This is a genomic window from Halomonas sp. TG39a (assembly GCF_000744395.1).
GTDB classification, from domain to species: Bacteria; Pseudomonadota; Gammaproteobacteria; order Pseudomonadales; family Halomonadaceae; genus Vreelandella; species Vreelandella ventosae_B.
This window is the reverse complement of the sequence record NZ_JQLV01000001.1, coordinates 306,458-318,709: the sequence shown is the minus strand read 5'-3', so window position 1 is coordinate 318,709 and position 12,252 is coordinate 306,458. Positions and strand designations below refer to the sequence as shown.

Sequence of the window (12,252 nt, the reverse complement as noted above, 5' to 3'; positions counted from 1 at the left end):
AAACCACGTGCTTAGCCCAGAACTTAAGAGGTGGTAATGAAACCCCTATCACACCTGCAAATCGACTTTATGGGGCGGCGTAAATTTGCGTATATCGTCTCAGCTGCAATGTTAATCGCGTCGATTGCTGCCATCATTTTTCAACAGCTTAACTTCGGGCTGGATTTTACTGGCGGCACGCTGATTGAGGTGCGCTACGGTGCTGCACCTTCATTAGATGCCATTCGGGTATTGCTCGAAGAGAGCGGCTTCCAAGATGTCTCGGTGCAAACCTTTGGGGCCTCGACAGAAGTACTGATCCGCCTCCAGCAGGCGTTTGATGCCGATGTGGGTGGCGAGGTGGTTAACCTGCTGCGCTCCAGTGGCGATAGCGTCGACCTTGTGCGCTCCGAGTTTGTTGGCTCCCAGGTGGGTGACCAACTGCGCGACCAGAGCGGACTGGGCATGCTGGTCGCACTCGGCGTGGTCATGCTCTATGTCGCCTTCCGCTTCCAGTACAAGTTTGCGATTGGTGCGCTGCTGGCCCTAATGCACGACGTGATCATCGTCGTCGGCGTTTTTGCGCTGTTCCAGCTCGACTTTGACCTCACCGTGCTGGCGGCTATCCTGGCAGTCATCGGCTACTCGCTGAACGACACCATCGTGGTTTATGACCGCGTCCGCGAAGCCATCCGCACCTCGCGTATCGACGATATGCCGCAGATCTTCAACGAAGCTATTAACGCCACGCTCTCGCGCACCCTGGCAACCTCGGGCACCACCTTATTGGTACTGCTCGCGCTGCTACTGTTGGGCGGCGATATGATTGAGAACTTCGCCATTGCGCTGCTGATTGGCATTGTGGTGGGCACTTTCTCCTCTATCTATATTGCTGCAGCGCTGCTGCTGCCGCTGAAGCTATCGCGGGAAGATTTGATCCCCACCAAGAAAGAGCTCGACGAAGAAGAGGAAGAGCTGCCTTAACGCTTACCGTAAAAGCACTCTTCTGGCATAACAAAATGCCCCTGCCGGTTTCCCAGCAGGGGCATTTTTTATTCGCCGTCGATGACGCAGGCAGAGCGGCTTAGAAGTGCGGCGTCAGCTGCTTGGTCAACGCTTTGTAGAGACGCGGCCCGGCAGCCATTAGCTGCCCTTCCACTTTCACCGAGGGCTGGCCGTCTGGCGTGCCCATCAAGGCGCCCGCCTCTTTCAAAAACAGCGTACCGACCTGCATGTCCTGCTCTTCAAGACCCAACACGAACGCACTGTCGACACGGCCACAGGCCAGTTCACAGAGATCCAGCAGCCCACAACCCGTGGCCAGCAGGGTTTCTACCTGGGGAGCAAGCTGCTGGGAAACGGTTAAATAAGCGGGTAGATGACGCGTGCGCAGCCAAGCTTCCGGCAGGCTCATGGCCAACCGCGTACCGCTAATGGCGGTCGGCTTGCTAACGCGCATACGCTTATCGTTGTGCTGGGCGCCGCGGCCGCGGCTAGCGATATATTCGTCGTCGGCGAACGGGCAGATGATCACCGCGTGCTCGGGACGACCTTTGATAAGACACACCACTGAGAGTGCAAAGCCCTTACCGGCAACGGCTAAATTGGAGTAGCCGTGCATTGGTTCAATTTTCCAGACGATATCCGCGCCTTCGCCTTCACCCGCGCGATGCGGCGTAAAGCGCCCGGAAACACCGTGCTGGGGGTAACCGCGTTCCAACTGCTGAACAATCGTCGCTTCGGCCTTGCGCGCTGTCTCGTCGAGCAGGCGGTCAAGATTAAATTCATCGTGAGCGTTTTCAATACGCTCGCGAACACGCAGGAAATGCTCAACAGCGCTGCGCGCTGCGCGCAACGTAAATTGGACCATCGGATTCATGGTTGGGCCTTGTCACAGTGATGTTAAAGAACGTGAAGCTAATAATAGGTTGGCGCAATATCCGCCTTTGGCGCGTAATTCTAGCAGACCGCTCTCGGGCATGCCATCGACTCATGCTAGACTGCGCGTTTTACGCTTATTTACCGAGCACTATTTCACCGGGCCCTATCATGCTTGAGCGCATTCGCATTGTATTAATCGGCACCAGCCATCCTGGCAATATCGGCGGCGTAGCCCGCGCCATGCACAATATGGGCTTGGCTGATTTGGCCCTTGTCGCCCCCCGCTGCGAGGTGATTACCCAGGACAGCATTTCCCGGGCGTCAGGCGCTGACCACCTCCTCCATCAAGCCAACGTTTACGCTACCCTAGAAGACGCGGTGACGGATTGCACGTTGACTGTGGGCGCCAGTGCACGTTCGCGCACGCTGCCCTGGCCGATGCTCTCGCCCCGGGCACTGGCCGACCGCCTGCCCGGCGAGTGCCAGCCTGCTGATGCCCGCGTGGCGCTGGTATTCGGGCGCGAAGACAGCGGCCTGACCAACGCAGAGCTACAGCGCTGCCACGCCCATGTGCATATCCCCACCAACGCCGATTTTAGCTCGCTTAATTTGGCCGCGGCGGTTCAGGTACTCGCCTATGAGTGTCGTATGGCCTGGCTAAGCCAGGCTGACGCCCCCGCAGTCGAAACTAATGCTGACGATGAGCTGGCCACCCACGCCGAGCTTGAGCGCTATTTTGAGCACTTAGAGCGCACGCTGATTGGTATTGATTTTCACGACCCCGATCAGCCGCGGCAGCTAATGGCAAGACTGCGCCGTTTATACCTGCGCGCCCGCCCAGAGCGTATGGAAATAAATATTTTGCGCGGAATTCTATCGGCCACCGAAAAGGCTGCGAACACCAAGCTGCCCAAACCGTAATGCATTAGGCTGGAAGCACTAACTTGAAGTTGACGCTGCGCGCCCCAACTTCGCTATTCTTAACGTGATTCCATTATTGATAGACGCCGCCCTTCAACGCCAAGGAACACCTCATGTTTCAACGTCTACGTGAAGACATCAACAGCGTATTTGACCGCGACCCAGCCGCACGTAACTTTCTTGAGGTGCTGACCAACTACCCCGGCCTGCACGCCCTGCTGCTGCATCGCTGCGGCCACTGGCTGTGGAAGAAAAACCTCAAATGGCTGGCGCGGACGCTGTCGACGTTTTCACGCTGGCTGACCGGTATTGAAATTCATCCGGGTGCCACTATTGGGCGGCGCTTTTTTATCGATCACGGCATGGGCGTGGTCATTGGCGAAACGGCACTGGTCGGCGATAACGTCACGCTCTACCAAGGAGTCACCCTGGGCGGCACCAGCTGGAGTAAAGGCAAGCGCCACCCAACCCTGGGCGATGGCGTCATTGTCGGTGCAGGCGCCAAGATACTCGGGCCTTTCACCGTGGGTGCCGGGGCCAAAATCGGCTCCAACGCGGTGGTTACCAAAGAAGTACCGCCGGGGTCTACCGTTGTTGGCATTCCCGGCAAAATTGTTAAACGTGCCGACCCAGATGTGGAAGAGGCATTGGACGTCGACCCTGCCCGCCGCGAAGCCATTTGCCAGAAATTTGGCTTTGATGCCTACGGCGTCAGCCAAGACATGCCCGACCCGGTGGCCCGCTCGATGCAGGCCATGCTCGACCATATGCACGCCGTGGATGAGCGTATTGAACGCATGTGCTCTACCTTGCGCAAGTTAGATGACAACTACCGCGATGGGCAGTTACCAGCGCTGCGCGATGAAGATTTTGCCGATATTTTGGATGAGCAGGATACCGGCTGCCCTGGCGTTGGCAAGCACTCGACCGATGAGTCGACCAGGGAGCACGAAACGCTGCCACCGCGTAATGGTTGACCAAAGCACTCAGGTTTTCCCATAATGGCAGCACATTTGCCGTTAGTGCGCTGAGCGTTCAGCGTCGAGGGGCTTGCCATGCGCTTGACCACCAAAGGCCGTTACGCCGTTACCGCCATGCTCGATTTAGCCCTGCATGCCCACAACGGCCCGACCAGCCTAAGCGATATCTCCCAGCGCCAAGAGATATCGCTCTCCTATTTAGAGCAGCTTTTTGCTCGCCTGCGGCGTGCAGGTTTGGTCAATAGCGTACGTGGCCCGGGCGGCGGCTACCTGCTTTCCCAACCCGCGGACGCGATTAGTGTTTCAAAGGTGATTGACGCGGTGAATGAAAGCGTTGATGCCACCCGCTGCCAGGGGCTTTCCGACTGCCAGCAGGGCGACACCTGTTTGACGCACCATTTGTGGTGCGAGCTTTCCGTGCAGATACGCCACTTTCTGGACGATATGACGCTGGCACAACTGATGCTGCGCCCTGATGTCATACGTATTGCATCGCGACAGAAACAGCGTGCTGAGGCGGGTATTCTCGCCTCGGCACCCTGATCTCACTTTTCCTGACCGAACAACCGCTGGAACGTAACGATGACCACACCCACGCTGCCCATTTACCTGGATTACGCCGCTACCAATCCGGCAGATGCCCGCGTGGTTGAGGTGATGCAGCGCTACCTGACGGTTGACCAGCTGTTCGCCAACCCGGCTTCGCGCAGCCACATGCTCGGCTGGCAGGCAGAACAGGTGATTGAGCAGGCGCGCCGCCAGGTGGCCGACGCCATTGGCGCCGATCCGAGAGAGATCGTCTGGACCAGCGGCGCGACAGAAGCAGATAACTTAGCGCTAATTGGCTTTATGCGCGCCAACCGCGAACGTGGCCTACACTTAGTCACCTCGACCATCGAGCATAAAGCCATCGTAGATACCGCCCTTGCGCTGGAAAAAGAGGGCTTTGAAGTCACTTGGCTAACGCCTGGGCGAGATGGCTGCATTCAACCCGAACAGCTGCGCGCGGCGATGCGCGACGACACCGCGCTGGTCTCGCTAATGGCGGTTAATAACGAACTGGGCAGCATCAACGATATCGCGGCCCTGGCGGCCGTCGCCCATGAGTTTGGCGCGGCCTTTCATACTGATGCCGCCCAGGCGGTAGGGCGTATTCCGCTAGACGTTGTGGCCCAGCAGATTGACCTGATGTCGCTGTCCGGCCATAAAACCTACGGCCCCAAAGGCGTGGGCGCGCTGTATGTGAAGCGCCACCCGGACATTCGCGTGGAAGCGCTGATTCATGGCGGTGGACATGAGCGCGGCATGCGCTCCGGCACACTGCCAACCCACCAGATTGCTGGCATGGGTGAAGCCTTTGCGCTAATGCACCAGCAGTACGACGAAGACAACGCCCATATTACGCATCTACAGCAGCACTTTTTGCGTGGCCTTGAGGGTATCGAGGGTGTTTTTGCCAATACCCCCTTAGACCACGCTGTTCCCAACATTCTCAACCTGGCGTTTGAAGGCGTCGACGGCGAGTCGCTACTGATGGCGCTACGCGATGTGGCGGTTTCTACCGGCTCGGCGTGCAACTCAGCCAGCGTCGACCCGTCCTACGTGCTGCTCGGCATCGGCACGCCGCGCTCGCTGGCGCTTTCGTCGCTGCGCTTTAGCTTCGGGCGCTTTACCACCGAAGCCGACATTGATCATGCGCTAACGCTCATACGCCATGCGGTGAGCGGTTTACGGACACCGCCACGCAAAGCGGCTGACACTTTTTAAGGAGGACGCCTCATGGCAACACTCAATATTACCCCGGCTGCCGCACAACAGATTCGCAACGTGCTTGACGAGCGAGGCCAAGGGCTCGGCCTGCGCGTCTCGGTCAAGCCCAGCGGCTGCTCTGGCTATAGCTACGTGCTCGACTTTGCCGACACCGTCAGCGACGAAGAAGTGCATTTTGAAGCTCACGGGGCCAGCGTCTATGTCGCGCCTGATGCGGTGGAGATGCTGAACGGCAGTGAAGTGGATTATGTCAGCGAAGGGCTGAACCGCTTTTTCCGCTTCAATAACCCGAACGTCAAAGATGAGTGCGGCTGCGGCGAAAGCTTCACCGTCTAAGCTTTGTCGTGTCGAGTTTCATCACCGGTATTCATCCCCCGGCTTAAGCGCTATAATCGCGCACCTGGATACACACGCTCAGGCAGTTGGGTCATACCCGCATGCTTTTTAAAATGTTAGCTGATTAAACGTTAGCTGCTGAAGCGCCATTAACCGAATCATTTTCTGGGCCGCCCTGGCCTTCTGGGGCGGCACTTTTTGCTTAAGCCTTTTTGAGGAGACCATTAACATGGCTACTGAACGCACTCTTTCTATTATCAAGCCTGATGCCGTTGCTAAAAATGCGATCGGTGAGATCATCGCCCGTTTTGAAAAAGCTGGCCTGAACGTTGTTGCCGCGAAGATGGTTCACCTCTCCGAAGAGAAGGCTGGCGGTTTCTACGCAGAGCACAAAGAGCGCCCGTTCTTTAAAGACCTGGTTGGCTTCATGACCTCTGGCCCGGTGGTTGTTCAAGTGCTTGAAGGTGAAGGCGCCATCGCTAAAAACCGCGATCTGATGGGTGCAACCAACCCGAAAGAAGCGGCACCCGGCACTATTCGCGCCGACTTTGCGGAAACAATCGACGCTAACGCTGTCCATGGTTCTGATTCTCCGGAAAGCGCTGAGCGCGAAATTAGCTACTTCTTTGGCAACGACGAAATCTGCCCGCGCTAAGCCTTCAAGGTAGCGCCGCCGAATCAACTTTCGTTGCCGGCCATTTTGCGGGGGCTTGTCCCCCGCCCCTTTCTATAACGCTGACCGCCATGACCACCACTGTAGCCCAACATACGCCCGCCCCCCGTGACGCTGATAGCTCAGACGCCGCCAGCACACCTGCTGCCAAAGCGACGCCTGAGCTTCAAAACCTGCTTGGTATGTCCCGCGAGCAGATGGAAGCCTTCTTTTTGTCGATCGGCGAAAAGAAGTTCCGTGCTGCGCAGCTAATGAAGTGGATTCACCAGGAAGGCAGCGATGACTTTGCCGCCATGACGAATCTCTCCAAAGCGTTGCGGGAAAAACTAACACGGCTGGCAGAAATTCGTGGGCCAGGGGTGATCTATGAAGGTACTTCCAGCGACGGCACGCGTAAGTGGGTGCTGGAAGTGGAAGATGGCAGCTATGTAGAAACGGTATTGATCCCGGCGGAGAACGGTAAGCGCCGCACGCTGTGCGTGTCATCCCAGGTCGGCTGCTCGCTGGACTGTAGTTTTTGTTCCACCGGCAAGCAGGGCTTTCAGCGTAACTTAACCGCCGCTGAAATTATCGGTCAGGTCTGGGTTGCTCAGCGCAGCGTTGGCCCGCGGCGTGACACGGCCAATCGCCCGGTGACCAACGTAGTGATGATGGGCATGGGCGAACCACTGCTCAACTTCGATAACGTTGTGCCCGCCATGAAGCTAATGCTCGACGACAACGGCTACGGCCTGTCCAAGCGTCGGGTAACGCTGTCGACCTCTGGCGTGGTGCCAATGATCGACAAGCTTGGCGATGAAATGGACGTCAGCTTGGCCATTTCGCTGCATGCGTCGACTGACGAATTGCGCAATGAGCTGGTGCCCATCAACCGCAAATATAATATTCGCGCGCTGCTGGATGCCTGCCATCGCTATCTTTCCAAGTGCCCGGACAATCGTCAGGTCACTATTGAGTACACGCTCATCAAAGACGTCAACGATCAGCAGGAGCACGCCGAGCAGCTTGCCGCACTGCTCAAAGAGCTGCCGTGCAAGATCAACCTGATCCCGTTTAACCCGTTCCCCAATTCAGGGTACGAAAAACCGTCGCGCAACCAAGTGATGCGCTTCCAGCAGTGGCTATACGATTTAGGCTACAACGCGACGGTAAGAACGACCCGAGGTGAAGACATTGACGCCGCCTGCGGCCAGCTGGTTGGTCGCGTGAAGGACCGCACCAAACGCAGCGCGCGCTATATCCAGTCGGTACAGCTTGATGCGGACTAAGGTGAGGTGTAGAAAATTGGGCTTATCTTGACTTCCGCTTGGCACGGCGCTTTGATGGACACGGTTTTTATGTAGCATAGGGTTGGTTTTCGGACGTTTACCACAAGAGGATTTACATGATCGCTCACCACAGGCGCCAACACCCATCGCGGGTGCCCATGCTCACCGTGTTGATCGGTAGCTTGTGGCTTGCCGGCTGTGCCTCGTCCAACAACCTTACAGCGCAAGCCAATCCCGCGGCGGCAGATGCCTATACCCAGCTTGGCGTCGCCTACTTAGAGCGCAATAACCTTCCCCGCGCACTCAACGCACTGGATCGGGCGCTTGAAATTGCCCCACGCCATGCCGAAGCACTGCAGGCGCTGGCCCTTGTTTACCAGCGTCAGGGCGAAAGTGACCTAGCCAACGACTATTTTCAACAGGCGGTGGACGCCGACCCTGACTTCACCCGTGCCCGTAATAACTACGCGGCGTTCTTATACGGTCAGGGCCAGTACAACGCTGCCTGTGGGCAGTTAGAAACCGCATCAAAAGATGCCCAGTACGCCAACCGTGCCCAGTTATTTACCAATTTAGGGCAGTGTTATCTGGCGCTGGAAGAATTTGATAAAGCGCGCGCTCGGTTGAAGCGCTCGCAAAGTATCGATCCGCGTAACTCACGCGGCTATTTAATGTTAGCTGAACTCGAATATTCGCAGGGCAATTACTCTCAGGCCTGGGCGCCGCTGCAAACGTATTTACAGCTCGCCGAGCCCGACCAAGCAGCGCTAACAATGGCGGTGGATATCGCCCAAGCGCAGGGCGAGCATAGCACCGCCGCCGAATACCAGCGCCTGCTTGGCAACGACTGACTGATTGACGCCCTGATCACCGCTTATTAAATGAAGGATGCTCAGCCATGAGCGATACACAGTCACAAGAAAGCGTCATTGATAGCACTATCACGAACGACCAAAACACTAGCGCCTCTCCCGGCGAACTGCTGGCTCGCCAGCGCGAGCAGTTGGGTATTCCACTCGCCGATGCGGCCCGGGCGCTAAACCTGCGCCCCGCCGTGGTGGGCGGGCTGGAGCAGGACAACTATCAAGAAATTCCTGTCGCCGCCTATCGCCGCGGCTATCTGCGCTCCTACGCTAAATACCTGGGGCTGGATGATCGGCTGGTGCTCGAGGCTTATCAGGCTCGCAGTGGCGGTACCGATACCGAACGCAAAGTCACCCCGGTCTCTACGGCAAGGCCGCCCTCCCGCATTGGCGCTTGGCTGTTCAAGCTGGTGACTTTGTTGGTCATTGTGGGCCTTATCGCGGTGACGGTGATGTGGTGGCAAAGCCGGGGTGGCAACGAGCCGCCGGGCTTTGGCTCTACCTCCACGGAAGAGACCGCTACCGCCCCTGCAGAGCCGGCCAGTGAACCAGCTGAAGCAGAAGAGAGCGCGAGTTCAAGCTTCACCAGTGGTGACGAAAGCGAGACGCTACCCAGCAATGCTACCAACGTCACGCCCTCACCGTCGGCCACGCAAGATCCAACACCCAGCGGCCAAGATGATGCTGACGCCATTGCCGGCCTTGACGAGCCAGCACTAGATGATACCAACGATACCGCTAGCAGCGCTGATGGAAGCGACGAGCTGGCCAGTACTCAACAAGACAGTGAAGAGCAGAGCAGTGCGGACAGCGAGCAAACCGCCGCTGCCGAACAGACCGCTAATGCCAATGTCCTAGAGCTGACGTTTAACGAGCAGTCATGGACTGAAATTTTTGATGCCACCAACCAGCGCGTCTTCGTTGGCCTGCAAACGCCTGGCACCTCGACAACTGTCGAGGGCGAACCCCCGTTTCGTTTAACCGTGGGCAATGCCACCGGTGTCGAACTACGCTACCAAGGCGAGGAAGTTGACCTTCCCGCCCAAGCAGGTGCCAACAACGTCGCCCGATTTACCTTGGGAGAGTGACCCGTCCTATGCACGCCCCTTCTCCGATAAAACGCCGCCTTTCCCGTCAGATTCAGGTCGGAAACGTCGCGGTGGGCGGTGATGCCCCCATTGCCGTTCAAAGCATGACCAATACCAACACGCTCGATGTGGCCGCCACCGTTGCGCAGATCCAGCAGTTGGAAAAAGCCGGTGCGGATATCGTGCGCGTCTCAGTGCCCGATATGGACGCCGCCGAAACCTTTGGTCAGATCAAAAAACTGGTCAACGTACCGCTCGTTGCCGATATCCATTTTGATTATAAAATTGCCCTACGCGTCGCCGAGCTCGGTGTTGACTGCCTGCGCATCAACCCAGGCAACATTGGCCGTGAAGACCGCGTACGCGCGGTGGTTAGCGCAGCCCGTGACCATGGCATTCCGATCCGCATTGGCGTCAACGCAGGGTCATTGGAAAAAGACCTACAGAAGAAGTATGGCGAACCTACGCCAGCGGCGCTGGTGGAGTCCGCCATGCGCCACATTGATTATCTCGATCGCCTCGACTTCCCCGACTTCAAAGTCAGTGTAAAAGCTTCGGATGTGTTTATGGCTGTGGCCGCCTATCGCGACCTTGCCGCGCGTATCGAACAGCCGCTGCATTTAGGGATTACCGAAGCCGGTGGTTTGCGTTCGGGCACGGTAAAATCATCGATTGGCCTGGGCATGCTGCTGATGGATGGCATCGGCGACACGATTCGCGTCTCGCTGGCAGCCGATCCGGTGGAGGAGATCAAGGTCGGCTTTGATATGCTGCGCAGCCTCAAGCTGCGCTCGAAAGGTATCAACTTTATTGCCTGTCCCAGCTGCTCGCGCCAGAACTTCGACGTTATTAGCACCATGAACCAGCTTGAGGAACGGTTGGAAGATGTCATGACACCACTCAACGTCTCGGTAATCGGTTGCGTGGTTAATGGCCCCGGTGAAGCCAAAGAGACCGATATCGGCCTGACCGGCGGCAGCCCCGCCAACTTGATTTACATTGATGGCAAACCGACCAGCAAGCTGCGCAACGACCACTTGGTCGATGACTTAGAAAAGCTGATTCGCGATAAAGTGCGTGAAAAACAGCAGCAGCAAGACGCTATGATTGCCCGCAGCGTTTAACGCTGGGGCTGGCTGCCAGCCTGGGTGAGCAACGCCTGATGGCAGAATAAGGAGTTTTCTTTGAGCAAGTCCGCCGTTAAAAAGATTCAAGCCATCCGTGGTATGAACGACTTACTGCCCAGCGACAGTCCGCGCTGGCATTTTTTTGAAGCCAAAGTACGCCAGCTGATGGTGCGCTACGGCTTTAATGAAATTCGCACGCCTATTGTTGAACAAACCGCGCTGTTTGCGCGCTCTATCGGTGAAGTCACTGATATCGTCGAAAAAGAGATGTACACCTTCGATGATCGCAACAGCGAAAGCCTGACGCTGCGTCCTGAAGGCACCGCCAGCTGCGTGCGTGCAGCCATGGAACACGGCCTGCTGTATAACCAAACCCAGCGGCTATGGTACCAGGGGCCGATGTTTCGCTATGAGCGCCCGCAGAAAGGCCGTTACCGCCAGTTCCACCAGATTGGCGTAGAAACCTTCGGTTTTGATGGCCCGGATATCGACGCCGAGGTGATCCTGCTTTCGGCACGCCTGTGGCAAGAACTGGGACTCATGGAGCACGTGACCCTGGAGCTTAACTCGCTGGGTTCATCGGAAGCACGGGCGGCCTACCGAGACACCCTGGTGAGCTACTTTGAGCAGCACCATGACGTCCTTGATGAAGACTCCAAGCGCCGTTTGACCAGTAATCCACTGCGTATTCTCGATTCCAAAAACCCGGCTATGGCCGAGATGCTCGACGCCGCGCCGCAGCTGATGGACCACCTGGATGCCGAGTCCCGGGAACACTTTGAGCAGCTCACTAAGATGCTTGAAGCGGCGGGTATTGATTATGTGATCAATCCGCGCCTAGTGCGTGGGCTCGACTACTACTGCCGCACCGTGTTCGAGTGGACCACCACCGCCCTGGGCAGCCAGGGAACCGTCTGCGCAGGCGGTCGTTACGACGGTTTGGTCGAACAGCTGGGGGGCAAACCGACCCCGGCAGTCGGCTTTGCTATGGGCATTGAGCGACTGATTTTGCTGCTCGAAACCCTTGAGCTGATTCCCGATGATGCCCTCGGCGGTTGTGATGTTTATCTGCTGCCGATGGACGATAACGCCACCACGGCGGCCATTACGTTGGCCGAACAGCTGCGTAGTGAACTGCCTGAGCTACGTTTGCAGCTTCACTGCGGCGGCGGCAGTTTCAAAAGCCGGATCAAAAAAGCCGACAAGAGCGGCGCCACAATGGCCATTCTGATCGGTGAAGATGAAATCGCGGCGCAGTCAGCAACCGTCAAATTTCTGCGCGATGACCGCGAACAACAACACGTTCCCCAAGCAGCATTAGGCCGCACGCTGCGCGAGTTTTTGACGGCTAACGCATAAGCCCTGC

Annotated in this window: 13 protein-coding genes; 12 read left to right on the top strand and 1 reads right to left on the bottom strand. The window is 57.3% G+C overall.

Annotated features, from left to right (window positions below; all coding sequences use genetic code 11):
* Positions 1–36 precede the first annotated feature (36 nt).
* Complete coding sequence (secF, locus tag U738_RS01490) at positions 37–963, top strand: protein translocase subunit SecF (protein ID WP_035576680.1); 927 nt, start codon at positions 37–39, stop codon at positions 961–963.
* Positions 964–1,063: 100 nt separating this feature from the next.
* Here the strand turns inward: secF and U738_RS01485 are convergent, their stop codons facing one another.
* Positions 1,064–1,858, bottom strand: coding sequence for an inositol monophosphatase family protein (locus tag U738_RS01485; protein ID WP_035576679.1), 795 nt, complete (start codon positions 1,856–1,858; stop codon positions 1,064–1,066).
* A gap of 170 nt (positions 1,859–2,028) precedes the next feature.
* Here U738_RS01485 and U738_RS01480 point away from each other — a divergent pair, with 170 nt between their 5' ends.
* The 11 genes from U738_RS01480 to hisS all read left to right on the top strand — a co-directional run bounded on the left by U738_RS01480 (position 2,029) and on the right by hisS (position 12,245).
* Positions 2,029–2,781 carry an RNA methyltransferase gene (locus tag U738_RS01480; protein ID WP_035583048.1) on the top strand — a complete coding sequence of 251 codons (753 nt, stop codon included), beginning with the start codon at positions 2,029–2,031 and terminating at the stop codon, positions 2,779–2,781.
* 113 nt (positions 2,782–2,894) lie between these two features.
* Entirely contained in the window at positions 2,895–3,758 is an 864-nt protein-coding gene (gene cysE / locus U738_RS01475; protein ID WP_035576678.1) for a serine O-acetyltransferase, read from the top strand.
* Positions 3,759–3,836: 78 nt separating this feature from the next.
* The gene (iscR, locus tag U738_RS01470; protein ID WP_035576677.1) at positions 3,837–4,304 is read left to right on the top strand and encodes a Fe-S cluster assembly transcriptional regulator IscR; all 468 of its coding nucleotides are present in this window, start codon (positions 3,837–3,839) and stop codon (positions 4,302–4,304) included.
* Positions 4,305–4,343: 39 nt separating this feature from the next.
* Positions 4,344–5,528, top strand: a complete 1,185-nt coding sequence (locus tag U738_RS01465) for an aminotransferase class V-fold PLP-dependent enzyme (protein ID WP_035576676.1) — start codon at positions 4,344–4,346, stop codon at positions 5,526–5,528.
* Positions 5,529–5,540: 12 nt separating this feature from the next.
* Complete coding sequence (locus U738_RS01460) at positions 5,541–5,867, top strand: HesB/IscA family protein (protein ID WP_035576675.1); 327 nt, start codon at positions 5,541–5,543, stop codon at positions 5,865–5,867.
* A gap of 229 nt (positions 5,868–6,096) precedes the next feature.
* Positions 6,097–6,522: a nucleoside-diphosphate kinase gene (gene ndk, locus U738_RS01455; protein ID WP_008959763.1), complete on the top strand. Its 426-nt coding sequence runs from the start codon at positions 6,097–6,099 to the stop codon at positions 6,520–6,522.
* A gap of 89 nt (positions 6,523–6,611) precedes the next feature.
* On the top strand, positions 6,612–7,808 hold the full coding sequence (gene rlmN / locus U738_RS01450) for a 23S rRNA (adenine(2503)-C(2))-methyltransferase RlmN (protein WP_035576674.1): 1,197 nt from the start codon (positions 6,612–6,614) through the stop codon (positions 7,806–7,808).
* 116 nt (positions 7,809–7,924) lie between these two features.
* On the top strand, positions 7,925–8,659 hold the full coding sequence (gene pilW / locus U738_RS01445) for a type IV pilus biogenesis/stability protein PilW (RefSeq protein ID WP_035576673.1): 735 nt from the start codon (positions 7,925–7,927) through the stop codon (positions 8,657–8,659).
* A gap of 47 nt (positions 8,660–8,706) precedes the next feature.
* Positions 8,707–9,759, top strand: coding sequence for a RodZ domain-containing protein (locus U738_RS01440; RefSeq protein WP_035576672.1), 1,053 nt, complete (start codon positions 8,707–8,709; stop codon positions 9,757–9,759).
* Between the two features lie 8 nt (positions 9,760–9,767).
* Positions 9,768–10,883 carry a flavodoxin-dependent (E)-4-hydroxy-3-methylbut-2-enyl-diphosphate synthase gene (ispG, locus tag U738_RS01435; RefSeq protein ID WP_035576671.1) on the top strand — a complete coding sequence of 372 codons (1,116 nt, stop codon included), beginning with the start codon at positions 9,768–9,770 and terminating at the stop codon, positions 10,881–10,883.
* Positions 10,884–10,943: 60 nt separating this feature from the next.
* A complete protein-coding gene (gene hisS, locus U738_RS01430; protein WP_035576669.1) occupies positions 10,944–12,245 on the top strand; it encodes a histidine--tRNA ligase in 1,302 nt (433 codons plus the stop codon).
* Positions 12,246–12,252: the final 7 nt, after the last annotated feature.